Source organism: Arthrobacter sp. MOO21 (assembly GCF_057369995.2).
Map to the genome: position 1 here is coordinate 1,558,054 of NZ_CM170671.2, position 24,941 is coordinate 1,582,994.

Genomic DNA, 24,941 nt, shown 5'->3' on the forward strand with positions numbered 1-24,941 from the left:
CAGGAGGCCTTGCTGCCTGGAAGAAACAAGCTTCCAACTTGCGTAAAACTCTTGACGCGCTGGGTGATCCAAGTAACACTAAAAGCGGAAGTTGCGGAGAACGCAACCTCGTGCGAATCGCGAACAGAAGTGAGGTAACCCTTGCATTTCTGTAAGCGCTGAATGAATTCCTTCCATGCATTGGCAATGACAAAGGAGGCAGGAAGATGCAGAGTGCCTCGTTCCCGACTCTCCGTCTTTGCCCCGCACGGCCTGCACAGGACGCTTTATCCGGTTGGGTCAAAGCAGCCGCTCACTTCGCAATGGAGCGAATGAGGATAACGCGTCAATTCTTGCCCTCGACCTCAGTGAACCAACCTCGCTGAACGGGGCCGTGATGAAAGGCCTGATCGAAAAGTAATTTCCCGGTCCGCCTGTCCTTGACCGCTGTGCCTGAGCGGTTCAAGAGGCGCACGTAACAACTATTTTTGAGGATCAAATCCATGAGTTTTACTGCTGTTGATGATGCACCTGTCCGGGGTTTCCATCGCAAACTCACGGCCGCATGTTCAGGCGGCCCACTGCTTGACGGCTACCTGCTCGCTATCGTGGGGATCGCATTGCCTGGGATCACCGGCCACATGCACCTGGACACGGGCGTTGAAGCAACGATTGGGGTGGCCTCCCTTATCGGGATGTTCTTCGGTGGCCTGATTTGCGGGCCTCTCACCGACCGCATCGGCCGCAAGCCCATGTACACCCTCGACCTGCTCGTGCTCGTCGTCGCCTCGGCCCTTTCGGTAGTCGCTACCGAAGCCTGGCAGCTGATCGCACTGCGGTTCATCATCGGCGCCGCCATCGCCGCGGACTACCCGATCGCGACCTCACTGCTCTCTGAATGGCTCCCTCGGAAACGGCGGGCCGGAATGTTCAGCGCGGTGATCATCATTTGGTACATCGGCGCATCCCTGGCCTACCTCGTGGGTTACCTGATCAACGAATTCATGGGCAGCGACGGCTGGCGCTGGATGCTGGGCAGCGGAGCGATCCTGGCACTCATCGTTTTCCTGCTCCGCATCGGCACGCCCGAATCCCCCCGGTGGCTGGTAGGCGCCGGACGCGTCGACGAAGCACGCCGCGTCATCGAAAACTCCCTCCACGTCCGCGTAACCGCCGAAGAGCTGACCGGCAGCCTGCCCCTTACCGGGGAATCCCGTGGCAACGTCATCGACCTTTTCCGTGGCATCTACCTGCGCCGCATGCTGTTCATCATCATCTTCTTCACCTGCGCCATCATCCCCCTGTTCGCACTGCTCACCTTCGGCCCGCAACTGCTCGGCTCACTGGGCATGGGCGCAGGCAACCTCGCCAACCTCGGAACAGCGGTCATCAACCTGGTGTTCGCGCTCGGGTGCGTGCCCGCGATGAAGCTCCTGGAAACCATTGGCCGCCGCAAAACAATCATCTGGTCCTTCGGACTCATGGTGCTCCCCCTGATCGCACTCGGACTGTGGACCAACGCACCCGGCCCCCTCATCGTGGCCTTCTTCAGCCTCTACGCCCTCTTCTCCGGCGGTCCCAGCATCCTGGAATGGGCCTACCCCAACGAGCTGTTCCCGACCAGGATCCGTGCCGCAGCTGTCGGCGTCGCGGTCGCCCTGACACGATTCGGGGCCGCCGTGGGCACTTTCCTCGTCCCGGTCTCACTGATAACCCTCGGAACCTCGGCAACCATGCTCATCGGAGCCGGCATCACCTTCATCGGCTTCCTCGCCTGCATCGCGTGGGCAGAAGAAACCCGGAGCCGCTCGCTGGAAGAGACCGGCGCCATCGACGTCGTTCCGCCCCTGACACCGACCACAACCCCCAAAGTCGGCTCGGACCTCTGAACCTCCCGCACGACTGCCCCGCATCAGCCCTACGACAGGAGCAAGAATACGATGAATGAAATCCGAGACATCCTCCCCATCCCGGCCAGGAGAAGCCAGCCGGTCACCGCGGCAATGGGAATCCATCAGCAAGAGGCACCCTTCACCCCCGTCGCCCCTCTTCAGGCACCGGACGGCGCCCCCAACGTGGTGGTCGTCCTCATCGATGACATGGGCTTCGGAGCCTCGAGTGCCTTCGGCGGTCCCTGCGAGATGCCAACGGCGGAAAAACTGTCCGAAGAAGGGCTGCGCTACAGCCGCTTCCACGTCACCGCCCTGTGCTCACCGACCCGCCAGGCCCTGATGACGGGCAGGAATCACCACTCCGTCGGGATGGGTGTCACCACCGAGATGAGCACCTCAGCCCCCGGATACACCGGATTCCGCCCGGCCAGCGCCGCCACGATCGCCCAGACACTGAGCCAGAACGGCTACAGCACGGGCGCGTTCGGCAAGTGGCACCAGACCCCGCCCCGGGAAGTCAGCCCGTCCGGGCCGTTTGACCGGTGGCCCGTCGGCGAGGGCTTCGATAAGTTCTACGGATTCATGGGCGCAGAGATGAACCACTGGTACCCGCAGCTCTTCGACGGCACAACCCCGATCGAGCCGACACGCCGGCCCGAAGACGGCTACCATCTCTCAGAAGACCTGGTCGACCAGGCTATCAATTGGGTCCAGACCCAGAAGACCCTCACCCCGGAGAAACCGTTCTTCAGCTATATCGCCTTTGGCGCCACCCACGGGCCGTTCCACGTCGCTCCCGAGTGGAAGGACAAGTACCGCGGCCGCTTCGACCAGGGCTGGGACGCCCAACGCGAGGTGACCCTGGCCCGGCAGAAGGAACTGGGCGTTGTCCCCGAATCCGCCGAGCTGAGCCCATGGGCCGATGTCGTACCGCACTGGGATGAACTGGGCGACACCGAGCACCAGGTAGCCGCCGCCTTCATGGAAACCTACGCCGGATTCGCCGAACACACGGACACCCAGGTGGGGCGCTTCGTTGATGCCCTGGACGAACTTGGCGAACTGGACAACACCCTCTTCATCTACATCCTGGGCGACAACGGTGCTTCCGGTGAGGGCGGCATTGAAGGCACAATGCGCGAGCATCTGGTGGGCCACGGCTTCAAAGACAGCACCGCGGCGATGGCCCAGGAACTCGACGCCCTCGGTGACGCGACCACATATGCCATCTACCCTGTCGGGTGGGCGCTGGCCATGAACACCCCCTACCAGTGGACCAAGCAGGTCGCTTCGCACTTGGGGGGGACCCGCGATGGCATGATCATGCGCTGGGGCAACGGAATCCGCCAAGGCGGCGGCATACGGCACCAGTACCACCACGTCATCGACATCGCCCCGACCATCTTCGAAGCAGCCGGGATCCCGCACCCGGTCACGGTCAACGGCGTGACCCAGCAGCCTATAGAGGGCACCAGCATGGTCTACACCTTCAACTCCCCGGAAGCTGCAGACCGCAGGCGCACCCAGTACTTCGAGATGTGCGGTAACCGCAGCATCTACCACGAGGGCTGGACGGCAGTGACCCGCCACGGCACACCCTGGGAAATGGTCCCGGAAGGCCTGCCCTCCTTCGACGAGGATGTCTGGGAGCTCTACGACATCGGGACCGACTGGAGCCAGGCACACAACCTCGCCGACAAGTACCCGGAGAAGCTGCGGGAGCTGCAGCAGCTGTTCCTGATCGAGGCCAGCAAGTACAACGTGTTCCCGCTCGATGACCGGGTGACGGAGCGGGAAAACCCCGAGGTTGCCGGACGGATCGACCTCCTCGGCGACCGGACATCGGTGACTTATCGGGCCGGCATGGGACGCTTCACCGAAGAAACGACCCTGAACGTGAAGAACAGGTCACATACTGTCACCGCGCGGGTTGACGTCCCCGACGGCGGCGCCGAAGGTGTCCTGATAGCGCAGGGAGGCCGCTTCGGCGGCTGGTCCCTCTACGTGGCGAACGGGCGGCTCAGCTACGCCCACAACTGCTACGGACGGGACCTCTACATCGTCCGCTCAGACGAGCTCCTCGTGCCGGGAACCCAGGAAGTCACCCTGGAATTCCAGTACGACGGCGGCGGCATCGGCAAGGGCGCGGAAATCCGGCTCGCCGCTGATGGCAAGATCGTCGGCAAGGGCAGGGTAGAGCAGACCACGGCCTACTACTTCTCCTTCGATGAGACCCTCAACATCGGCGTCGACCGCGGCACACCGGTCACCGACGACTACCTTCCGGTCGACAATGCGTTCACCGGCACTATCCACACCGTGCGCATCGACCTGCGCGACGAGGGCCACGACCAGCACCTCACGGCCGCAGACCGTCAGCGCATGGCACTGGCCCACCAGTAACCCAGCGGCGGGAGGAGAGTGTCCCTCTCCCCCATGGGCAGCGCAGGGCCCGGACCTAACCAACCCTTGTCCGGGCCCGGCACCCGCCACCAGTGCCTCTCCCCGGGGCACCGCAACACTGCGCCCTCCCGGGGACCAATTTTATGAAGATGAAGGACAACATAATGTCTGAAACGTATCTGGGCGAGAAATCACCACACGCCGAACCTGAGCTATTAATAGCCGAAGGAACCCCTGCCGGAACGGAAACCCTGTTCATCGGCGGCCGATGGGTCGCCCCGCAGTCAGGAAAGACACGCCCCATCACCTGCCCGGCAGACGGGTCTGCAGTCGGGCTCGTTGCTGAGGCCGGGGAAGCCGACACCATCTCCGCGATCCAGGCAGCCAAAGCAGCCCATGACGCGGGTCTCTGGTCCTCGGTGCCGGAGCCTGAACGCGGAGGCCTTCTGCTGGCCGTGGCGCGCCGCCTTCGGGAACGCAGGGACGAATTCGCCCGGGCGGAGTCCCTGGACACGGGTAAGCGCCTGGTCGAATCAGAGATCGATATGGACGACGTCGCCGCATGCTTCACCTACTTCGGCAAACTCGCAGGACAGCAGGCAGGCCGGGTGGTCGACGCCGGTCGTCCCGACGTCGTCAGCAGAATCGTCCACGAACCCGTCGGAGTATGCGGCCTCATCACGCCCTGGAACTATCCCCTCCTGCAGGCCGCATGGAAGGTCGCACCGGCCTTGGCCGCCGGAAACACCTTCATCCTCAAGCCCGCAGAGCTCACCCCGCACACGGCGATACTGCTCATGCAGGTCCTGGACGAAGTAGGCCTGCCACCGGGGGTGGCGAACCTCGTCCTGGGTCCGGGAGCCGTCGTCGGAGCGCCGCTGGCAAGCCACCCGGACGTAGACCTGATCTCATTCACCGGCGGCCTGGCCACCGGCAAGAAGATCGCTGTCCAGGCGGCAGAGACCGTCAAGAAAGTAGCGCTGGAACTGGGAGGGAAAAATCCCAACGTCGTCTTCGCGGACGCCGACTTCGATGCCGCCGTCGACAACGCCCTCAACGCCGCCTTCGTCCATTCAGGGCAGGTCTGCTCCGCCGGCGCCCGCCTGATCGTCGAGGAATCCGTAGCAGAGGCCTTTGTTATCGAGCTGGTGCGCCGCGCCCAAAACATCCGCCTCGGCGGGCCCTTCGACACCGACGCCGACGCCGGGCCCTTGATCTCGGCCGCACACCGCGACAAGGTCGCCGCGTACGTGGAAGCAGGTCTGGCAGAAGGAGCACGGCTGCGCTGCGGCGGGCGGAAGGGAACCGGCGAACTCAAAGACGGGTACTACTACCACCCCACAGTCCTGGACAACGTGCACAGCGGCATGAGCGTACTCACGGAAGAGGCATTCGGCCCGGTCCTCACCGTCGAAACCTTCACCACCGAAGACGAGGCGGTAACCCTCGCCAACGACACGATCTACGGGCTGGCCGGTGCAGTGTGGACCCAGGACGCCGGACGCTCCCAACGGGTGGCGGGCCGTTTGCGCCACGGCACCATCTGGATCAACGATTTCCACCCCTACCTGCCCCAGGCCGAATGGGGCGGAATGAAGCAGTCCGGGACCGGCCGCGAGCTTGGCCCCACAGGCTTGGCCGAGTACCAGGAAATCAAGCACGTCTACCAGAACCTGCGACCCGCTGTCACCGGCTGGTTCCCCTGCTAATGGCGACGACACACGACGAACCGCAGGCTAACGGCACACCCAGAAAGGAAAATTTGTTGAACGGCGCAAAAGAGCAGAATTTTGACTATGTAGTGATAGGTGCGGGATCGGCTGGCGCCGTGGTCGCGGCCCGCCTGAGCGAAGACCCGACAGTCCGGGTGGCCCTAATCGAGGCCGGCCCCCGGGACGAAGGCATCGACGAAGTACTCACCCTCAACCGCTGGATGGAACTGCTGGAATCCGGCTACGACTGGGACTACCCGATCGAGGAACAGGAGAACGGAAACTCATTCATGCGGATGGCCCGCGCCAAGGTCCTGGGCGGGTGCTCCTCGCACAACTCGTGCATCGCGTTCTGGGCACCGGCAGAAGACATCGACGAATGGGAATCCAAGTACGGCGCCGCAGGCTGGAACGCCGAAATGGCCTTCCGGATCTACCAGAAAATCGAAAACAACGCCGACGAGGGCGACCACCACGGCCACGACGGCCCGGTGCGGCTGCGCAACGTGCCCCCGGCAGATCCCTGCGGTGTGGCACTGCTGGAGGCAGCCGAGGCCGCCGGGATCCCCCGCGCCAAATTCAATGCCGGCAAGACTGTGACCCAGGGCAGCAACTTCCTCCAGATCAACGCCACAGAAGACGGGAAGCGGGCATCCTCATCGGTGTCCTACCTGCACCCTGCCGCAGACCGTGAAAACCTCGTGATCCTCGACTCCACCCACGCCACCCGGTTGGTCTTCGACGACAGCAAGCGGTGCGTCGGCGTCGACGTGGTCGACAGCGCCTTCGGCGCCCCCAGGACAGTCAGGGCCTCCCGCGAAGTCATCGTCTCCGCCGGGGCCATCGACTCCCCCAAGCTGCTGATGCTCTCAGGAATCGGCCCGTCGAAGCACCTGAGCGAGGTGGGGGTGGAGATCCTCGTAGATGCGCCCGGGGTCGGCGCCAATCTCCAGGACCACCCCGAGGCCGTCATCCAATGGCAGGCCAAGAAACCGATGGTCACCGAATCGACCCAGTGGTGGGAAATCGGGGTTTTCGCCCAAATCGACGACGGCCTCGACCGGCCGGACCTCATGATGCACTACGGCACCGTCAACTTCGACATGCACACCTTCCGGCAGGGCTACCCCACAGCCGACAACGTGTTCTGCCTGACCCCGAACGTCACGCACGCCCGTTCCAGGGGAACCGTGCGCCTTCGCTCACGGGATTACCGGGACAAGCCGCGGGTTGATCCGCGCTACTTCACCGACCCGGAAGGATATGACCTGCGGATCATGACCGCCGGTCTGCGCAAGGCACGGGAGATCGTGTCCCAGACTCCGCTTGCGGAGTGGGCCGGCGAGGAGCTCTTCCCCGGAGCGGGCGTCCAGACTGACGAGCAGATCCAGGACTACATCCGGCGCACACACAACACCGTCTACCACCCCGCCGGAACGGTCCGCATGGGCGCCGTCGACGACGAGATGTCCCCGCTTGACCCCGAGCTGCGGGTCAAGGGCGTCACAGGCCTCCGCGTTGTGGACGCCTCGGTGATGCCCGAACTCGTTACGGTTAACCCCAACCTCACCGTGTATATGATCGGAGAACGGGCAGCTGAACTCATCGCCGGGGAATCCAAGACAATGGCGCCAAGTGAAGAGCACATTCCCGCAAGCGTCTGAGCCCAGTCCCGCTGCAGGGTGGCCTCGCCCCCGTCGGCAAGGCCATCCTGCAGCGGCAACGGACCGAGCCAAACGCCTCAGGGCCCACCACTTCGGGAATCAGCCCGACTCATGGAGGAAATATGAACCTGCCTATCACTGACTCCACACAAGACCTATCCGGCGGCGTCCCCTTCACGACCGGCGAGGCGAAGGGGTGCTGTACACCGTCCCGGTCACCGCTGCAGCCGGGGGCTGCTCAGGCCAGATCCTCCCACAGCGCTGGCCTGAGCGCGCAGGAGCCCCCCCACAGCATCGAAATTCCCGGGGGGACATTCGCCATGGGCGATGCATTCCGGGAAGGCTACCCAAACGACGGGGAGGCGCCTGTCCATGACGTCAGTCTGGACGCCTTCCGGATCGATGCGACTACCGTCACCAACAACATGTTCGCGGCCTTCATCGGAGCCACCGGCTACCGCACGGAAGCTGAGCAGTACGGCTCCTCCGCCGTGTTCCACCTGCTCTCCACCGCCACCGGGCAGGACATCCTCGGAACCGCCGCCGGAGCGCCCTGGTGGCTGAACATCCGCGGTGCCGACTGGGCCCACCCCACCGGGCCAAACTCGAACTGGCAGGACATTCCGGACCACCCAGTCGTGCACGTGTCCCATAACGATGCCCTGGCCTACTGCCGATGGACCGGCCGCCGGCTTCCCACCGAAGCCGAATGGGAATACGCCGCACGCGGCGGTCTGGACGGAATGCGCTACGCCTGGGGCAACGAGCTCACCCCGGACGGAGAACACCGCTGCAACATCTGGCAAGGCACCTTCCCCACAGCCAACACTCAGGAGGATGGCCACACCGGCACTGCCCCCGTCCGGTCCTTCCCGCCCAACGGCTACGGGCTGTATGAGATGGCCGGCAACGTGTGGGAATGGTGCGCGGACTGGTTCCTGCCCAAGTACTACCGCAACTCCCCCAGCCACAACCCGCAAGGACCCACCATCGGCGCCGGACGCGTCATGCGCGGTGGCTCCTACCTCTGCCACGACTCCTACTGCAACCGCTACCGCGTCGCAGCACGCACCTCCAACACCCCCGAATCGTCCTCCGGCAACCTGGGCTTTCGCACCATAGCCCTGAGCTGAAGCCATCACCCTCGACAACAAGGAAACACAAGTGGAAGATGCAGACCCCGGAAACCGCGGTGAACTCAGCGGTCTCTCCGCCCGGATCCTTAGCGGGGGAACCGAGCCGGACCCCCGGTTCACCCTCGCCAACGAACGCACCTTCCTGGCCTGGATCCGCACGTCCCTGGCCCTGCTCGCCGGCGGCGTCGCCGTCGAAGCCTTCATGGCCGATCTCTTCGGTCCGGAACTGCGGCGCACCATGGCGGTGCTCCTGCTCGTACTCGCCCTCATCATCGGCGGCGGATCGTTCTTCCGCTGGCTGAACGTCGAACGTGCCATGCGGCACAAGATTCCCCTGCCGCTGCCCTGGATCGCCCCCATCCTCGGCACCGGGGCCGCGCTCGTCGCGGCCGCCTTGATCGTCTTCGTCCTCATCCGCACCGCCTGACCGTGCAGGCACAGATCAATTCCCCACGGCACGGCGACCCCGGCGTGCAACCGGAACGCACGGACCTCGCCTGGGGCCGCACCACACTGTCCATGGTGGTCGCCGCCGCCGTCTTTCTCCGCTGGATGCCACACCACGGCTGGTTCGCCGGCACCCTCGTCGCCGGCGCCGTCCTCACCGCCTTGGCCATCAACCTCACCCGCAAGCGCCGCCTCCACCGCGCCGTTCGCGGCATCGAACACGAAAGAATGGCCCCGGACATTGCATCGACGGCAGCAGTAGCCGCCAGTGTGCTCATCCTGGCAGTGCTCGGGGTCTACACCGTTCTCTTCATGCCCCTCACCTGACTGACAGTGACCGCTAAATCCAGGGGCAGAACCCGGGGCTTCCCGCTCCGGCAGCCTCTCTATATGGCCGACGCAGATCCACGTCTCACGCGCGTATTGAAAGACGATGTCGCGGTACTCCGCAAGCACTGGCTTGTAGTTCCGCGCGAGTTGCAACGTCTTGCTCGGGTAAGGGCTGTCATTGCCCTGTTCAGAAGCATCGCAGCCAACCATGACGGCCTCATAACCCGCACTCGATGGCCCACAGGTCTCAAAGTGCTCAGCCTTTTTGTCGTGCGGTTGGAGGTCCATCTGTCAGCTGGAAGTACACCCCAACCTGACGTGCATAGCCGTCTGACAAGGGAGGATTTGGAGCGTGGACAGGGCACCCAATTGTTCTGGGTTCAGGTCCAAGTCAAAGCAGGCGCACTTCAGCAGCGCGTTTCACTACTTACAGTTCCTTTGAGAGGCTTCGACTGTTCGGGGCTTCACCAGCCAAGCTTCGCCGCGCCCGATGGCTGTCAGCATGAAGTCTAAGAACGTCATGAGCCGTTGTCATAGAATTGGAATCTCACGCTATTCTGACGCCGGCGCACCTGACAGCTGCTGCTTCGACTGGAGCCGCATTCGGAAAACCGGTATAGTCAAGGCACTACGACCGGTTCCGCCTACTTCGGTAGGTCCAGGGCCGGTCTTCACTTTCCCTGAGCAGGAGGCTCAGTTGCCCGCACACGTTAAGGCCTACAAGACCTACGCGGAGCAGGTCGACCTCCTAGCCTCCCGAGGGATGGGCATCGCGGATAGGGAAGCTGCTATCCAGCAGCTACAGCACATCAACTACTACCGCTTGAGCGGCTATTGGTATTCATTCAGGTGCCAGGGACCTGCAGGCCGGGACGACAGCTTCTACGCCGGAACAACATTCACTGACGTCGTAAGGCTTTATAGCTTTGATGCCAGTCTCCGAACAGCGACCTTCGCCTCCCTCACACCGATCGAGTTGGCATTGCGGGCATTACTCGGACATGCCCTAGGAACGATCGACGAATGCGCCCACCTCAAGCCGGCGCTTCTTGGACCGAGGGCAGGCCAGGGCACCTCCTATGCCACATGGATGCAGCGGTACAAGAAGAGCCTGGCTGATTCTAAGGAGGACTTCGTCAAGCACCATCATGCCAAGTACGGTGGCACTCTTCCCGTATGGGCAGCCGTTGAAATCCTCGACTGGGGAGCACTCACCTACCTGTATGGTTTCTCACCCCGACAGATCCAAGACGACATCGCGGACATGTTTGGCCTTACCGCCCCACAGCTCGAGTCTTGGATGAAGTCACTCAACGTCCTGAGAAACATTTGCGCCCACCACGGAAGACTCTTCAACAAGGTCCACGCACTAAAGCCTAAACTCCCAAACGTCGGCCAATTGCCTGGACTTGATCATGCCCGCCAAGAGATGAACCGGACCTTCGGCCAGCTCACCCTCATCCAGCACATGCTGCAGACACTCAATGTAGGTCGCCTCCAGCTCCTTCCCGCCGTCTTGCGCTCATATCCTGATGTTCAGCTACTCCCCATCTCGCATATTGGAGCCCCGCCTCACTGGGCCACATCCCCACTCTGGTCCTAACAGCCCGACGCACGCCAAGGTGTGGGATTACCAACCCACGCAACTTGACGGAATCTCCATTATCGGCGTTTGAGGGGATCTGGCTTTTAGGGCTGCGATCGAACCTTTATGGGCCTGGTTTGCCCGCAAATGACCCCGGCCAAGTGCGCAACTGCAGGACAAGGGCGGCTTAAACGGACATGGTGACGTACTGCTTCTTGAAGTGCTCGTGAATCTCCCATACACCGCTCCAGCCATTCGGAATTAGCACGATATCGCCAGCTTTGTGGTCCACCCGTTCACCGGTATCCGAAACGAGAGTGCCTTTGCCCTCGAGCACGAAGATCACTTCATTGACGCCATTGCGGGCAGTCTTGAAGCTGCCTGGAGAGCACTCCCAGAATCCGAGGTCGACCAGGCTTGCGTTGATCGTCAATGCGTTATCGGTGGCATCTTTTGGTTTAGATCCATTGACCGCTGTTGCTTTCTCGACGAGGTCCGGGAAGGACAGGGTGCTTAGGGAACGGAGAATTTGTGCTTCGGCGCTCATCGTTCTGTGGTGTTTCCTTGTCGTCGGTGGTGGGCGGTGCGGTCAGAACGGCAGCGGCAGTTTCGCTGTCCTGCCGCCGTCGAGGGTGATGACCCCACCGGTGAGGAAACCTGCTCGATTACTTGCCAGAAAGACGGCGAGGTTGCCTATGTCGGCGGGTTCTCCGAGTCGTCCGGCCGGATGCAATTCATGCAGGGCCTCGCGTGCGGCGGCTGGGTCTGGTTGGGATGCCAAATATATTTCGCTGAGTTCTGAGGTAATCCAGCCCGGGGCTATGGCGTTGCAGCGGATGTTGTCAGCGCCCAGGTCGATTGCCAGGGCCTTCGTGAGCCCGTGTATCCCGGCCTTGGAAGCGCAGTAGACGGTGTGCTCGGGGTTGGCGGCCAGACCTTCGATGGAACCGATGTTGATGATGGATCCGCCGCCTCGTTTGCGCATGTGCGGCAGGACGGCCTGCGTGAGGAACAGTGGCGCGCGCATGTTCAGCGCGATCATCCGGTCCCATTCGTCCGCCTGAATATCGGAGACGCTTCGCTCGAACATGATGCCGGCGTTATTAACCAGTACGTCAAGGCCACCGAAGCGGCCAACGGTTTGCTGGATGATGGCCGGGATCACGGCGGGGTCGGTGAGGTCTGCTTGGATACCGAGAACAGCGGGATGGCTATCGAGTTCCCGGTCCAGCGGACGCCTCTGGACCACGGCGACCTGGGCGCCCTCGTTCAGGAAGCACTCGGTGATGCCCCGGCCTATGCCTTGTCCCCCGCCGGTGACCAGTGCTATTGAGCCTTCGAGCTGCATGGTTTTCCTAAGTTGTCGTTGGGGCAGGGTTTGCCATACCGCTTCGGCTTAGTCCGTTTCGGGGCTGGTGCAATAGAAGCAGTTGTTGGAGTCGCAGTCGTCTTCTGCGGATGCCTGGACAGATCCTGCCGCGGCTTCGGTGTACAACAGGGTGCTCAAGGGCTTGGGCCTTGACCTACTCGCCGTACATCAGGCTGGCAAGGAACGACTCAAGCTCCCGGTGGGTCGCGGCCTGGGGCGCTTCCGTTACCGGTTGTGCCTGGTCAAGATAGAGACCCTCCCATGGGGAGCACTTCAACTCCCCTGTCCCTTCTGTGGACGGTACGTCTGCGTCTTTCCTGGGGGAAGGTGCGGCCACAGTGACGGGCCGGATGGCGGTGTGGCGGTGGCCGAATGCGTTGAAGATGGCCCGATGGCCGAGAGAGATTGACATGAGATCTTCCCTTCTATGCAGGGTCATTGAAACGGCCGTGTTTCAATGACGGTCACTGCCATTTTCCTTAAGAATGAACGTGACGTTCAAAAGATGAACGTAGAATGATTGTGGCACGCCTCACGTCGGAGGGCAAGCTTTATTCTGTATTTTTCGCGGGGCGATGACGGTGACTTGTGGCCGGTCGGCGCTGCAGACCATGACCCTCCCGAGTCCGCCGTCCTGGATGATCCAAAAGATTTTGCGGTCCAGGGCCACCATGTCGATACGGCCGGTTGTTACCGTGCCGTCCCTGCGGGCCACTTGTACCGCATCATTTTTTGAGAGCTGGGACCAATCGGGCGCGGGCCTGTTCGCGACAACGCTGCGGCGGGTGCGGGTGGTGATTGGGTGACGATACATCCTTGTGCTCCATTTCCTGTGGCTAGGTCGTGCGCCCGTTTGCGTCGGGTACGTGATCGGGGACACAATAAATAAGTGTTCACTAAATGAACGCCACGTTCAATAGTTGCGGCGTAAGCCGTGAGACCTGATGGAGTGACGATGAAGTACCGGCGCCAGCTGCCGAAGCGAAAGCCCCGCCGGCCGGTGGCCGAAATCATTCGGGACAGGCACGAGCGCACAACGGAGGCGCTAATTGCCTGTGTCAGTGAAATGGCCCGGCGTCATGGACCAGGGGCGGTCACGCACAGGGTAGTCGCGGAGCGCATTGGTGTCCCTGTGCGGTATGTGGAGTGGAAGTACCCGTCGGTGGAGACACTGCTTGCAATGGCGGAAGCGTCCCGTGTGGTCGGCGCTTAGGAGAGGGCTTTGGCCACTTCAGCGGCAGCCTGACGCAGTGCTTCGATGGCTTCCTGCAGCTTTTCGGACCGGAAGCGCTGGACGGGACCCTGGGCGGCGAGCACGCCAATGAGCGCGTCCGCATCGTCACGTACGGGGTAGGCGACGGCGAAAAGGCCTTCTTCAAGTTCCTCGTCAATGACGGCATAGCCGTTGGACCGGACGTCGCGGATCTCCTTTAGGAGGGCTTTCCGGTTGGTGATGGTCCGGGTGGTGAATGACTCGAGTTTGTCCGGAAGGCTCGCGGCGATTTCGTCATCGGTGAGTTCGGACAGGAGGAGCTTGCCGGTGGCGCTGGCATGGGCCGGGTAATTTCCGCCCACATAAAGGTGCGAGGCATTCAGGTAGCGCGAACCGGATGCTTCGGCGATGACGTCATACGTCGTTTCGCTTCGGACCATCGCGAAGCTGATGGTTTCGTTGAGGGTGGTTGCGCACTCGTCAAGGATGGGCTGGATCCGGGCGACGGCACCCGTGTAGGGGTCGGCGAGGCGACCGAGCCGGGCCATCTGCCATCCGAGCATGTAACGGTTGTCCACGCGGTCGACGAAGCCTGTCTGTTCCAGGCTCAGGAGCAGGCGGAACGCGGTGGGGCGGGTCATTCCCGCCGCTTGCGCCAGCTCGGTGACGGTGATGCCTTTGCGGTGGCGTCCGAGCTCAGTGAGCAGGACAGTGGCCTTGACGACTGACTTGTTGGTGAGGTCCACGGCGTCGCTGGCCGCGGCCGCCTGCTCTTCATCCGCCACTGCCGCCTGCACGTCGACGTCTGTTTCCGTTGCCATACCGGTCCCCGATTCGGTTCGCGTGTCAGGGCGCACGCCGCCCTGACTGGTGTCTGAACCCATCCTATGCTCTTCCCCGTGGTTTCGAACGGGACGTTCAGTAGGAGCGTGCCGTAACGTGGGCATCAGGTCCTTGCGGAACCGCCGGCGCTTGTCGTCTCGGTCTTCATGGCGCGGGCAAGGCTCCGCGCTGCGGCTGAGCTTCTTGGCATGAAGGACGCCACACGGAGGGATCTTGCAGGTAGGGGCTGGTCTTATCCATTAAATGCAGCCTCCTGGTGGGCCCGAGTGAGTCGGGGCCACCAGGAGGATGCAGATGCACAGGGCATGGTGACATCAGAGAGCAGTGCTCGGCGGGCAGGCGCGGCTGGTGAGGTTTTGGTGGTTCAGATGACTGCTTTTTCTGCCTTCAACGGTGTGGAGGCTAGGACGGCGGTGTGTGCTGCCGCGGCCAGTAGCCCGGTGTCGGTGGCCGTGGGCATGAAGCGGAAGCCAAGTGATTTCATGGTGTCGGCCAGCTCCAGTTCGCCTGCGTAGATGCCGGGTGTGATGCCGGCGGCGCTGCAGCGGCGGGCGATATCTGCGAGGATCCCGTCAGGGCCTTCGCCGGTAAGTTCTTCGAAGGTGATGCCAAGGCTGAGGGAGAGGTCGTAGGGGCCGACGAAGATGGCGTCCGGTCCGGTGGCCAGGATGTCGTCGAGGTTGGCCAAACCTGCCGCTGTCTCGACCATCAGGATGCACCGGGCGTCGTCCATGGGATTTCCGGGATCGGGCGTGGGTTGCCAGGGGCGCAGCCGTGTGGGCCCGTAGCTGCGCGCTCCGCGCGGTGCGAAGCGGGTGGCGGCGCCTAATGCTGCGGCCGTTGCGGCGTCCTCCACGGTTGGGAAGATAATTCCGGCCGCGCCTGCGTCCAGCACGCGTGTGATGGTGGCCGTGTCATGGCCCGGTACCCGGATGAGGCAGGGGACGCCGCCCAGGTGGGCGGCCTCGATCAGGGGCTGGAGTTCGGATGTTTCGGGGCCGCCGTGTTGGCTGTCGACGCAGATCCAGTCGAATCCCGCCGCGGCGAGAACGTCAATGACCAGGGAGTCTCGCAGGCTGATCCAGGCGCCCGGATGGGTGCCGCCGTCGTTGAGGGTCAGGGGCGGTGTTACCTGTCGGCTTGAGTGCCCGCGTGCAACGTACGTGTTCATGATGGTCCTCTGCAGATCTGGGTGTATGGGCAGTCATGATGACTGATGCCTGGCCGGGTGCCGGCCAGGCATCAGTAGTTGGAGGTGAAGTTAGGAGACCGCGGCTTTGCCCAGGGGTGCGGAGGCTGCGCCGAGGCTAAGTCCCTTCGTTTCGGGTGCCAGGTACTGGGAAATGACCGCGCCCAGGACGCAGATGCCGGCGGCGATGAGCATCGTGGCGCCTACGCCCAGGCCGGCGACGGACATCGGAAGGATGAAGGTTCCGATGGCGGCGCCGATGCGGGAGAAAGCGGTTGCGAAGCCTACGCCCGCGCCGCGGATTTCGGTCGGGAAGACCTCTCCCGGGTAGACGCCGGTCAGCGCGGTCGAGACGGCGTTGAAGAAGGAGAAGATCATGAAGCAGACCAGGATGATGATGGGCGAGACGTGGGCGAACAGGCCGATCACGACCAGGGCGATGGCGGCGATCCACATCGGGGGGATGGCGAGTTTGCGACGGCCTACGCGTTCGATGAGGAACATGGACAGCAGGGAACCGGCGACGACGACCCCGTTGAGCAGCAGGGCCCCGGCGAGTCCGTCTTCAACCCCGAGGCTTTCAAGCACGATCGGGGCGAACGTGGCGATGGCGAAGTAGGGCGTGACGTTGCAGACCCAGTACATGCAGACGAAGACCGTGGATTTGATGTACTGCGGGGAGAACAGCTTGCCGAAGCTTGTCGTGCCCTGCTTTTCGTTTAGCATCTCCGCGATGTCGACTTCTTCCATGTATTCCTTGGCTACGGCCATGCCCTCTTCGACGCGCCCCTTGCTCAGCAGCCAGCGGGGGGATTCGGGAGTGCCGAGACGCAGCAGGAAGACGATCAGGGACGGGATGGTGCTCATGCCGAGAATGATCCGCCAGTCGGCGTGGATTGCCGAGGACATGAAGTACCCGAGGGCGTAGGACAGCAGGTAGCCGACGTACCAGGCAACTTCCTGGAAGGCCAGGAGTTTGCCGCGCAGCTGAGCGGGTGAGAACTCAGCCAGCAGGGGCCAGCCGATGGCGTAGTCGGCGCCGATTGCCATGCCCATGACGAGGCGGATGACAAAGAGGTGCCAGGGCTCGGCAACGAAGAACTGGGCGGCCGAGCCGACCAGGAAGATTGCCAGGTCGACGATGAACATGGGCTTGCGCCCGATTTTGTCGGCAAGGTAACCGCCGATGGGTCCACCGAAGAAAATGCCGATCAGAGCGGAGGCGCCGATCAGGCCCTGCCACACGGCGGAGAGCCCTAGGTCGGCGGTCAGAGCGGGCATCACCAATCCGATGCCACCGAGAATGAACCCGTCGATGAACATACCGCCGGCGATGATGGCGCTCAGCCGGTACAGGAACCGCCGTTTCCGCGGATCGTAGGACTGGTCCGAGCGTAGCGATGGTCCGGAGATCGGTGTTGCAGATGAATTCACGATGGACTTCCTTGTGGATCGTGCTGTCTGGAATGGAGGAACCGCCGGGCGGAGAAGCACCTGGGGCGAATTGGGGGCCTCTGGAAGGGCCCGAGATCGTTCAAAATTCGAACGTCGTGGTCAAAATATGGCATGCGCCACATTGGCTGTCAATAGCGACTGTTATGTTTCATCCCTCTCACCCAGGGGCCTTGACAGTGAGGTGGCTTACACTCCAAACTGAACGCAGTGTTCATAAAATGAACGTCGAAATCTCCTCCACGGCATAGTCCGGCACGAGTCCAAGGAAGCACTGCTGCCATGAAAAACGAACCTTTGAGCCTCTTCGCTTTTGACGTCTTCGCCCCGTCCCACCTGACCTCCGGGTCCTGGCGCGACGAACGGGACCAGGGCTACCGCTACACCGATCTGCAGTACTGGACCGGCATCGCCCAGATGCTGGAAAACGCCGGCTTCGACGGGATTTTCTTCGCCGACAACGTCGGCTACCACGACGTCTACCGCGGTAACGGTGACGCCGCCCTGCGCGACGCGGCACAGTTCCCCATCAACGACCCCACTGTGCTGATCAGCGGCATGGCAGCTGTCACCAAGCACCTGAACTTCGGCGTCACCGTCTCGGCCACCTACGAGCCGCCCTACCTGCTGGCCCGCAAGTTCAGCACCCTGGACCACCTCACCGCAGGACGTGTCGGCTGGAACATCGTGACCTCTTACTCCGAGGCCGCCGCCCGCAACCTTGGCAAGGAACAGCAGCTAACCCCCGCCGAGCGCTACGACATGGCCGATGAGTACATGGACGTCGTCTACAAGCTCTGGGAAAGCTCCTTCGAAGAGGACGCCGTGGTCCGCGACGCCGAATCGGCGACCTACATCGATCCCGCCAAGGTGCACCCGATCAACCACTCCGGTGAACACTTCACCGTCCCCGGCTTTGGCCTCTGCGAGCCCTCGCCTCAGCGGACCCCCGTGCTGTTCCAGGCCGGATCCTCATCCCGCGGCATGGAATTCGGCGGCAAGCACGCCGAAGCCGTGTTCATCCAGAGCACCTCCGTGGAGGGAGCCAAGCGCACCGTTGCCAAGCTCCGCCAGGCCGTGGCCGACGCCGGCCGCGACCCCCGCGACGTCAAAATCGTCATCCTCCTCACCGTCGTGGTGGCACCCACCGACGAAGAAGCCCAGGCGAAGTACCAAAAGGCCGTGGACAACGCGCCCATCGACGCAGTCCTCGCCCGTTTCAGCGGCTGGACCGGCATCGACATGTCCGAGTACGAGCTCGACACTCCCCTGCGCTCCGTCGGCACGAAGGCCGGCCAGTCCATGGTGGACATGTTCTCCAAGGCAGACCCCGACCGGGACTGGACCCCCCGCCAGATCGCAGAGTTTCTCGCCGTCGGCGGCACCGGTTCTACCATCATCGGTTCCCCCGAAACCGTCGCCGCAGAACTGCGCCGCTGGCGCGACGAAGCCGACATCGACGGCATCAACCTCAGCTACACCACCAAGCCCGGCGGCTGGGAAGACTTCATCGAACTGGCCCTGCCCGAACTGCGCGCCCAGGGCATCATCGCCCCGGTCCGGGACGAAAACCAGGCACCGGTCACCCTGCGGGAAAAGCTCTTCGGCCAGAAATACACCCTCGAAGGCCACCCCGCCACGGCACAGCGCGCCCAGCACTTGAGCGACGCGGCCCGCTAAGGGACGCTGCGCCAACGGAATTAACACCAAAGGATTTTGCAATGACTGAACAAACTGACGTCGTCGTCATCGGTGCCGGCCTCGCCGGCCTCATCACCGCACGCGAACTCTGCAACCGCGGCCACAAAGTCGTTGTCCTGGAAGCCCGGGACCGGATTGGCGGCCGCCTGTGGACCGAGGACCGCCTGGGACAGAAACTCGAGCTCGGCGGCAACTGGCTGCACTGGACTCAGCCGCATGTCTGGGCCGAAGTCACCCGCTACGGACTTGAGGTCTCCCGCGGCCCGCGCTCGGAGGAAACCTACTGGCTGGCCGGTGACGAAGTGCGCCGCGGCAACCTGGATGACTTCATGGCCCTGATTGATCCGGGCATGACCCGGCTGCTCGAGGACACCGTGAAGTGGCTGCCCCGGCCGGATGCACCTCTGACGGTGGATAACCTTGCCGAGGTTGATCAGTACAACCTGCAGGAAATGCTGGACAAGCTGGACCTGTCCGAGGACGAGCGCAATGCCAACGAGGCCGCCTGGGTGGGCCACTTCAACGCCCCGCTCGACCAGTGCGCCTACGTCAACGCCCTGCGCTGGACCGCTGGTGCCTCAGGACACTGGCACCTCATGCACGAAGCCTCGGCGATCTACCGCATCAAGGCCGGAAATGACACCCTCCCCAAGGCAATCGCAGCGGACACCAACGCAGACATCCGCTTCGAAGCCCCCGTCACCAGCGTTCGACACGACAGCAACGGCGCCACGATCGCCTACGGCGAAGGCCAGGAGATCCAGGCGAAAAAGGTTGTCATCACCCTGCCGGTGAACATCCTGCACAAGCTTAATTTCCAGCCTGCCCTGTCCGAGGGCAAGCTGGCCCCGAGCCGGGAAAAGACCGCGTCCCAGGGCGTCAAGGCCTGGATCCGGGTCAAAGGTCCGATCAAGCCATTTTTTGCCTACTCCGCACAGGACAAGCCCCTGTCAGTGATCCGGACCGAGTTCGTTACCGACACCGACGCGGTCCTGGTCGGCTTCGGCGCCGACGGCAACCGGATCGACGTCACCAGTAAAGAGCAGGTCCAGGAAGCCATCAAGGTATGGCGTGACGACCTTGAAGTCATCGAAGTCACCGGGCACAAGTGGGGCGAAGACCCCTACGCCGAGGAAACCTGGCTGGTCCAGCGCCCCGGCCAGCTAACCAAATACCACGCTGCGCAGCAGGCCAGCGAAGGCGCCCTGCATTTCGCCAGCGGAGACATCGCCAACATCTGGGCGGGCTTCTTCGACGGCGCCATCGAATCCGGCCTGCGCGCCAGCCGCAACGTCCACGAGGAACTGAAGGAACAGTCATGACCGCCACCGCCATTGCGCCCAGGACCATCGACTCCGACACCTACCGCGCCGTCATGCGGCACCTGCCCACCGGTGTCGCAGCCCTCTGCTCCACCGACCCGGTGACCGCCGCCCAGAACGGCATGATCGTGGGAACGTTCGCGTCCCTGTCCATGGAGCCGGCGCTGGTGACCTTCAGCGTGATGCACTCCTCCACCAGCTGGCCCAAGATCTCTCAGGCCGGGACCTTCAGCGTCAGCCTGCTCGCCGAGGACCAGCAGCAGGTCTGCCGGGCCCTGTCCGCCAAGGGAGAGGACAAGCTCAACTCTGTCGGCTGGTCGGAGTCCGCGTGGGGCACCCCGCACCTGCACGGCTCCCTTGCCTGGTTCGATTGCCGCGTTGAACAGCAGTTCACGGCCGGGGACCACATCGTCGTCATCGCCAGTGTCCTGGACATGACACCCGCTGAGCGGGCTTCGGCCCCGCTCATCTTCCACGGCGGCCGCTTCGGAAGCTTCCGCGAAACCGCTTGAACCGCGCACCCAGCACTGCGCCCTTTCCTTCGCAAGGACACCCAGACATGGATATCACCCCCACCACAGAAAAGACGCCGGACAACGACATCACCCCGGCGATCTACCGCCAGATCCTGGGCAAACTGCCCACCGGCGTCACCGCCATCACCGGCATCAATGACGATGATGAAAAGCTCGGCCTGGTCGTCGGCACCTTTCAGTCCCTCTCTCTGGACCCGCCCCTGGTCATGTTCTGCGTGGACAAGTCCTCCTCCAGCTGGCCCAAGCTGCGCAAACTGCAGAAGTTCACCGCGAACATCCTGTCGGATGACCAAATCGCCATCTGCAAGTCACTGTCCCGCAAAGGGCCCCAGAAGTTCGAGGGCCTGCCTTGCACCCCCGGCCCCCTCGGCACCCCCCACCTGGAGGGAGCCACGGCCTACATCGACTGCCACGTGACTGCAGAAGTAGTCGTCGGCGACCACTACATGGTGGTCGGTGCCGTGACGAACATGTCGGAAGGAACCGGCAACGCGCTGCTGTTCCGCGGCGGCAAGTTCGGCCAATACCAGCCCATCGAGATCCCGGTCCCGGAATCAGCCGCCCCCGCGGCATCCGAAACCGCGCCAGCAAGGAGTGCATCATGAGCCGCAAACAAACAATCCTGGATGCCTGGAACAAGGGCTGGGGCGGCGGAGACCTCGCCACCTTCGAACAACTGATCGCACCGAACTACGTGCGCCGGTCCAAGTCCGGCAGCGAAGACTACGCACAGCTGCGCAAGACCATCGAAGCCATGCACGCCGCCTTCCCTGACATGACGACCGACATCCTGCACATCGTCGAAGACGCAGACACCGCAGCGATCCACTGGCAAACCCAGGGAACACACCAGGGCGACTTCATGGACGTCCCCGCAACCGGACGCAGTATCACCGTTACCGGCGCATCCTTCCTCCGCTTCGAAAACGACCTCCTCGCCGAAGAATGGGTCGTCTGGGATCCACGCGAACTCCTCGCAGCCCTGAACATCTGGCACCTGGGCCCCGGCAACGCCTAAGCCCAACACGGCCAACCACGCGCCATAGCTCCATACCGGGCTACGGCAACCCTGACCCGCACTTCCCACCGCCCAGGAGGCGTGATCATGACTCTCAACGGACACTCGCTAATTGCCGGGGAAACCATACCCGGGTCCAACGGCACCACCCACGGGATCAACCCGGCTACCGACGAGCAGTTGCAGCCCCAATACACCCTGATCAGCGAAGATCAGCTCAAGAGTGCTACCGAAGCCGCAACCGAAGCTTTCGATTCCTTCAGCACTCTGGAACCCGAACTGCATGCCCGGTTCCTGGACACCATCGCAGAAAACATCGAAGCAATCGGTGAGGAACTGCTCGAACGCGCGTCCACCGAAACGGGGCTGGGCATCGAACGGCTGCGGGGCGAACGCGCCCGCACCACCGGTCAGCTGCGCCTGTTCGCCGAAGTTGTTCGCCAAGGCGATTACCGCGGCGTCCGGATCGATCCTGCACTCCCCGACCGGGCTCCCCTGCCCCGGCCGGACCTCAGGCTTCGCCAGATTCCACTCGGACCCGTCGCCGTCTTTGGGGCCAGTAACTTCCCGCTCGCCTTCTCGGTAGCTGGCGGTGACACCGCCTCCGCGTTCGCCGCTGGATGCCCTGTCATCGTCAAAGCCCATAACGCACACCCCGGCACGGCCGAGCTCGTCGGCCAAGCCATCGTCAAAGCTGTCCGCGACCTCGGCCTGCACCCCGGAGTGTTCTCCCTCGTCTATGGGTCGGGAGCAAGTATCGGTCAAGCACTCGTCGCCGACCCCGCCATCAAAGCCGTAGGCTTCACAGGCTCGCGCAGTGGCGGCACCGCGCTCATGCGCACCGCCGCCGCGAGGCCCGAACCCATCCCGGTCTACGCCGAGATGTCCTCGATCAACCCCGTTTACATCTTCCCCGGCGCGCTGGCCGGAGACATAGAAACCCTCGCCCAGCAATACGTTGCCTCAGTAACCGGCAGCTCAGGACAGCTCTGCACCTCCCCCGGCCTGGTCTTCGCCCCCGCCGGAGAGGCAGGAGAACGCTTCGCAGCAGCTGTCACCGCAGCCGTGACAGCCCTTTCCGGCCAGACAATGCTCAGCGGCGGTATCGCATCCGCCTGGGAACACGGCTACAAGACCCTTGAAGCAGTACCGGAAGTAGAGCTCATCGGCCGCGGCAAGCAGGGCCCGACCGCCAACGCCCCGGCCCCTGCAGTCTTCGGCGCTGACCTGGACGCGTTCACCACCAACAAAGTCCTGCACGAAGAAATCTTTGGCGCGGCCAGCCTGGTTGTCCGGTACAAGAACATTGAAGACCTGATCGAGGCCACCAACAAGCTCGACGGCCAACTGACTGCATCACTGCACCTCACCGAAGCTGACTACGGTGCCGCCGCTCCCCTCATCCCGGCGCTGGAACGCAAAGTAGGCAGAATCATCATCAACGGCTGGCCGACCGGTGTTGAAGTAGGACACGCCATGGTGCACGGTGGGCCCTACCCCGCCACCTCCGACTCCAAAACCACGTCGGTGGGAACCCTGGCCATCCACCGTTTCCTCCGTCCGGTGTCCTACCAGAACTTCCCCGAGGAGCTGCGCCCTGCGCCCGTGCAGGACGCCAACCCTTGGAACGTCGACCGACTCATCGACGGCCAACCCGAAAAGAACTAAACGGGAAACCCACGCTTCATCCTGAACTTCCGGTCCCGGGCACGCCTCTCGCAACGAGTCGCCCGGGACCGGAAACCCAAACCCCGTGATGAGCCTCGGCCACTTTGCCGCATGTAAAGCTTTAGCCAAGCTGAGGTACACCCCAACCTGACGTCTAGGGCATTTGACAAGGGAGAACTCGGCTGTCGGTGGAGCACCCCTTTGTGCTCAGACACCTGTCCGTCGGCAAGTGGTGACATCGCCCGCCCCGCGGACGAACCTCTTTCCAGTAGCCCGATTATTCTGGCTATTTGGACGATTGTTAGCCTAAATGGGCCAGTCTTCTTCCGCTCCGATTGTCAGGGTGAAGTCTGAGAACATGATGAGCCGATGTCAATTAATTGGGGTTCCGCCGCCACTCTGACACAGAAGCCGAGCATCGCCTCTGATTGCTCGTACTGGACGAGTGCGGCGCAGCGGCCCTCGAAGTTAGTCTTGAGCTGATCCACCTCATTAGCAGCAACCGGCCTCTCGTTCACACATTGCGCTTCGGATCCGGCCGCCGATTCGCGGAGGCTTCCAACCGCTGCCCGCAGAAAATTCGGCGGCCTCGTTGATGTCTGACTGCTAGGACTTCGTTTCGTTTGGATGGCTCGTGTGGACCTGTTCCAGGTAAACAACTTGGCCCACGACGTAAAACCAGATGCGCGCATCACCTTTCAGGGTGGGCTTGTGCTGCCACCTGTCGTGGGTAATACCGTCTCGCGATATGCGGCCCAGCTCACCACGCAGTCGGTAGTTGGTCGGTGTCGTCAGTTGCGGTGTCCGCGTCAGGAAGTCCCATGAATCCACCAGCGCGTTCTTGGTCGTGGCTTTAAGGTCCGTCCAGCCGCGTTTAGCCTGCACCGACGCGAACCGAAGCTCATACTCACTCTTCTTAGTCGGCCTCTCGACCTTTTCATTCTTCGCCATCCCTCAGGGGCGCTCGACAGCTTCGGCACTGTCAAGCCATTCGATAGTTTCCCCGCCAAGGCCGGCAGCGATAGCAGTTGCCGTCTCACGCCACGCATTTAATTCCGCGACCGCCAAATGAGGCTGGTTAGTGGCAAAAGACGCACGCGCCGCCGCCACAATTTCAGTGGAGCACGCTTCTCGGTCTGCCTCGCTCAAGGCAAGCATCCACGGAAACCGATCACTCATCCGGGTGGCCAGCGTTCCCTCGCTGCTGGTAGTTACGGCAATCAACTGCGCGGCCAGCTCAAGGAGAGCAGCGCGTTCCCGATCAGCGCTCTCCGACATCAGAATGAGAGACTCGCCATCACGACGCGTGATCTGAATCGGGTGATCTGCTGCAGCCGCAAAGGCCTCAGCGGAAGCACGGCTTAGCTCGGAAGACTGGAAAGTCGTTCGGGAAGTGACTGCTGCGCTCATGACTCAACACTACTTCAGATCATGTTCTGAAGTCCACCAGCCAAATCGCACAGTTGACGGAATTTCCATTAT

The 24,941-nt window shown here is 62.8% G+C and carries 22 protein-coding genes; 14 read left to right on the plus strand and 8 right to left on the minus strand.

The window, feature by feature from the left end:
• Window positions 1-482: 482 nt before the first annotated feature.
• The 8 genes from AC2JAJ_RS07210 to AC2JAJ_RS07245 all read left to right on the plus strand — a co-directional run bounded on the left by AC2JAJ_RS07210 (window position 483) and on the right by AC2JAJ_RS07245 (window position 11,166).
• Complete coding sequence (locus AC2JAJ_RS07210; protein WP_486416354.1) at window positions 483-1,868, plus strand: MFS transporter; 1,386 nt, start codon at window positions 483-485, stop codon at window positions 1,866-1,868.
• A 51-nt stretch (window positions 1,869-1,919) separates the two neighbouring features.
• Window positions 1,920-4,274, plus strand: coding sequence for a sulfatase-like hydrolase/transferase (locus tag AC2JAJ_RS07215; protein WP_486416353.1), 2,355 nt, complete (start codon window positions 1,920-1,922; stop codon window positions 4,272-4,274).
• A 164-nt stretch (window positions 4,275-4,438) separates the two neighbouring features.
• Window positions 4,439-5,983, plus strand: coding sequence for an aldehyde dehydrogenase family protein (locus AC2JAJ_RS07220; protein WP_486416352.1), 1,545 nt, complete (start codon window positions 4,439-4,441; stop codon window positions 5,981-5,983).
• Window positions 5,983-7,650, plus strand: a complete 1,668-nt coding sequence (locus AC2JAJ_RS07225; RefSeq protein WP_486416351.1) for a GMC family oxidoreductase — start codon at window positions 5,983-5,985, stop codon at window positions 7,648-7,650. Before AC2JAJ_RS07220 ends, AC2JAJ_RS07225 begins: the two co-directional genes overlap by 1 nt.
• 134 nt (window positions 7,651-7,784) lie before the next feature.
• Window positions 7,785-8,783 carry a formylglycine-generating enzyme family protein gene (locus AC2JAJ_RS07230; protein WP_486416723.1) on the plus strand — a complete coding sequence of 333 codons (999 nt, stop codon included), beginning with the start codon at window positions 7,785-7,787 and terminating at the stop codon, window positions 8,781-8,783.
• Between the two features lie 31 nt (window positions 8,784-8,814).
• On the plus strand, window positions 8,815-9,213 hold the full coding sequence (locus AC2JAJ_RS07235) for a YidH family protein (protein ID WP_486416350.1): 399 nt from the start codon (window positions 8,815-8,817) through the stop codon (window positions 9,211-9,213).
• A gap of 2 nt (window positions 9,214-9,215) precedes the next feature.
• Window positions 9,216-9,560, plus strand: a complete 345-nt coding sequence (locus AC2JAJ_RS07240; RefSeq protein ID WP_486416349.1) for a DUF202 domain-containing protein — start codon at window positions 9,216-9,218, stop codon at window positions 9,558-9,560.
• A 700-nt stretch (window positions 9,561-10,260) separates the two neighbouring features.
• Window positions 10,261-11,166 carry an Abi family protein gene (locus AC2JAJ_RS07245; RefSeq protein WP_486416348.1) on the plus strand — a complete coding sequence of 302 codons (906 nt, stop codon included), beginning with the start codon at window positions 10,261-10,263 and terminating at the stop codon, window positions 11,164-11,166.
• 169 nt (window positions 11,167-11,335) lie between these two features.
• Here AC2JAJ_RS07245 and AC2JAJ_RS07250 read toward each other — a convergent pair whose 3' ends face one another.
• The 6 genes from AC2JAJ_RS07250 to AC2JAJ_RS07275 form a co-directional block, all read right to left on the minus strand.
• Complete coding sequence (locus AC2JAJ_RS07250; protein WP_486416347.1) at window positions 11,336-11,695, minus strand: cupin domain-containing protein; 360 nt, start codon at window positions 11,693-11,695, stop codon at window positions 11,336-11,338.
• 42 nt (window positions 11,696-11,737) lie between these two features.
• Entirely contained in the window at window positions 11,738-12,496 is a 759-nt protein-coding gene (locus tag AC2JAJ_RS07255) for an SDR family NAD(P)-dependent oxidoreductase (protein WP_486416346.1), read from the minus strand.
• Window positions 12,497-12,671: 175 nt separating this feature from the next.
• Entirely contained in the window at window positions 12,672-12,929 is a 258-nt protein-coding gene (locus tag AC2JAJ_RS07260) for a hypothetical protein (RefSeq protein WP_486416345.1), read from the minus strand.
• A gap of 797 nt (window positions 12,930-13,726) precedes the next feature.
• Window positions 13,727-14,551, minus strand: a complete 825-nt coding sequence (locus AC2JAJ_RS07265; protein WP_486416344.1) for an IclR family transcriptional regulator — start codon at window positions 14,549-14,551, stop codon at window positions 13,727-13,729.
• Between the two features lie 386 nt (window positions 14,552-14,937).
• The gene (locus AC2JAJ_RS07270; protein WP_486416343.1) at window positions 14,938-15,744 is read right to left on the minus strand and encodes an HpcH/HpaI aldolase family protein; all 807 of its coding nucleotides are present in this window, start codon (window positions 15,742-15,744) and stop codon (window positions 14,938-14,940) included.
• A gap of 90 nt (window positions 15,745-15,834) precedes the next feature.
• Complete coding sequence (locus AC2JAJ_RS07275) at window positions 15,835-17,196, minus strand: MFS transporter (RefSeq protein WP_486416342.1); 1,362 nt, start codon at window positions 17,194-17,196, stop codon at window positions 15,835-15,837.
• Between the two features lie 300 nt (window positions 17,197-17,496).
• Here AC2JAJ_RS07275 and AC2JAJ_RS07280 point away from each other — a divergent pair, with 300 nt between their 5' ends.
• The 6 genes from AC2JAJ_RS07280 (at window position 17,497) to AC2JAJ_RS07305 (ending at window position 23,459) form a co-directional block, all read left to right on the plus strand.
• The gene (locus tag AC2JAJ_RS07280) at window positions 17,497-18,894 is read left to right on the plus strand and encodes an LLM class flavin-dependent oxidoreductase (protein ID WP_486416341.1); all 1,398 of its coding nucleotides are present in this window, start codon (window positions 17,497-17,499) and stop codon (window positions 18,892-18,894) included.
• 41 nt (window positions 18,895-18,935) lie between these two features.
• Window positions 18,936-20,237 carry a flavin monoamine oxidase family protein gene (locus AC2JAJ_RS07285; RefSeq protein WP_486416340.1) on the plus strand — a complete coding sequence of 434 codons (1,302 nt, stop codon included), beginning with the start codon at window positions 18,936-18,938 and terminating at the stop codon, window positions 20,235-20,237.
• Complete coding sequence (locus tag AC2JAJ_RS07290) at window positions 20,234-20,749, plus strand: flavin reductase family protein (protein ID WP_486416339.1); 516 nt, start codon at window positions 20,234-20,236, stop codon at window positions 20,747-20,749. Before AC2JAJ_RS07285 ends, AC2JAJ_RS07290 begins: the two co-directional genes overlap by 4 nt.
• A gap of 47 nt (window positions 20,750-20,796) precedes the next feature.
• Window positions 20,797-21,378, plus strand: a complete 582-nt coding sequence (locus AC2JAJ_RS07295; RefSeq protein WP_486416338.1) for a flavin reductase family protein — start codon at window positions 20,797-20,799, stop codon at window positions 21,376-21,378.
• Window positions 21,375-21,791 carry an ester cyclase gene (locus AC2JAJ_RS07300; RefSeq protein WP_486416337.1) on the plus strand — a complete coding sequence of 139 codons (417 nt, stop codon included), beginning with the start codon at window positions 21,375-21,377 and terminating at the stop codon, window positions 21,789-21,791. The genes AC2JAJ_RS07295 and AC2JAJ_RS07300 overlap by 4 nt, the downstream gene beginning before the upstream one ends.
• An 87-nt stretch (window positions 21,792-21,878) precedes the next feature.
• Entirely contained in the window at window positions 21,879-23,459 is a 1,581-nt protein-coding gene (locus tag AC2JAJ_RS07305) for an aldehyde dehydrogenase (NADP(+)) (protein WP_486416336.1), read from the plus strand.
• A 606-nt stretch (window positions 23,460-24,065) separates the two neighbouring features.
• Here the strand turns inward: AC2JAJ_RS07305 and AC2JAJ_RS07310 are convergent.
• Together AC2JAJ_RS07310 and AC2JAJ_RS07315 are read right to left on the minus strand one after the other, a co-directional pair.
• Complete coding sequence (locus tag AC2JAJ_RS07310) at window positions 24,066-24,410, minus strand: hypothetical protein (protein ID WP_486416335.1); 345 nt, start codon at window positions 24,408-24,410, stop codon at window positions 24,066-24,068.
• Window positions 24,411-24,413: 3 nt separating this feature from the next.
• Window positions 24,414-24,869 carry a prevent-host-death protein gene (locus AC2JAJ_RS07315; protein WP_486416334.1) on the minus strand — a complete coding sequence of 152 codons (456 nt, stop codon included), beginning with the start codon at window positions 24,867-24,869 and terminating at the stop codon, window positions 24,414-24,416.
• Window positions 24,870-24,941: the final 72 nt, after the last annotated feature.

Excerpts from the sequence above, each read along its gene's own strand:
- AC2JAJ_RS07305 (WP_486416336.1), top strand. The coding sequence starts at position 21,879 with ATGACTCTCAACGGACACTCGCTAATTGCCGGGGAAACCATACCCGGG.
- AC2JAJ_RS07270 (WP_486416343.1), bottom strand. The coding sequence starts at position 15,744 with ATGAACACGTACGTTGCACGCGGGCACTCAAGCCGACAGGTAACACCG.
- AC2JAJ_RS07225 (WP_486416351.1), top strand. The coding sequence starts at position 5,983 with ATGGCGACGACACACGACGAACCGCAGGCTAACGGCACACCCAGAAAG.
- AC2JAJ_RS07315 (WP_486416334.1), bottom strand. The coding sequence starts at position 24,869 with ATGAGCGCAGCAGTCACTTCCCGAACGACTTTCCAGTCTTCCGAGCTA.
- AC2JAJ_RS07220 (WP_486416352.1), top strand. The coding sequence starts at position 4,439 with ATGTCTGAAACGTATCTGGGCGAGAAATCACCACACGCCGAACCTGAG.
- AC2JAJ_RS07310 (WP_486416335.1), bottom strand. The coding sequence starts at position 24,410 with ATGGCGAAGAATGAAAAGGTCGAGAGGCCGACTAAGAAGAGTGAGTAT.
- AC2JAJ_RS07265 (WP_486416344.1), bottom strand. The coding sequence starts at position 14,551 with ATGGCAACGGAAACAGACGTCGACGTGCAGGCGGCAGTGGCGGATGAA.
- AC2JAJ_RS07255 (WP_486416346.1), bottom strand. The coding sequence starts at position 12,496 with ATGCAGCTCGAAGGCTCAATAGCACTGGTCACCGGCGGGGGACAAGGC.
- AC2JAJ_RS07210 (WP_486416354.1), top strand. The coding sequence starts at position 483 with ATGAGTTTTACTGCTGTTGATGATGCACCTGTCCGGGGTTTCCATCGC.
- AC2JAJ_RS07290 (WP_486416339.1), top strand. The coding sequence starts at position 20,234 with ATGACCGCCACCGCCATTGCGCCCAGGACCATCGACTCCGACACCTAC.
- AC2JAJ_RS07250 (WP_486416347.1), bottom strand. The coding sequence starts at position 11,695 with ATGAGCGCCGAAGCACAAATTCTCCGTTCCCTAAGCACCCTGTCCTTC.
- AC2JAJ_RS07280 (WP_486416341.1), top strand. The coding sequence starts at position 17,497 with ATGAAAAACGAACCTTTGAGCCTCTTCGCTTTTGACGTCTTCGCCCCG.
- AC2JAJ_RS07295 (WP_486416338.1), top strand. The coding sequence starts at position 20,797 with ATGGATATCACCCCCACCACAGAAAAGACGCCGGACAACGACATCACC.
- AC2JAJ_RS07300 (WP_486416337.1), top strand. The coding sequence starts at position 21,375 with ATGAGCCGCAAACAAACAATCCTGGATGCCTGGAACAAGGGCTGGGGC.
- AC2JAJ_RS07260 (WP_486416345.1), bottom strand. The coding sequence starts at position 12,929 with ATGTCAATCTCTCTCGGCCATCGGGCCATCTTCAACGCATTCGGCCAC.
- AC2JAJ_RS07285 (WP_486416340.1), top strand. The coding sequence starts at position 18,936 with ATGACTGAACAAACTGACGTCGTCGTCATCGGTGCCGGCCTCGCCGGC.
- AC2JAJ_RS07215 (WP_486416353.1), top strand. The coding sequence starts at position 1,920 with ATGAATGAAATCCGAGACATCCTCCCCATCCCGGCCAGGAGAAGCCAG.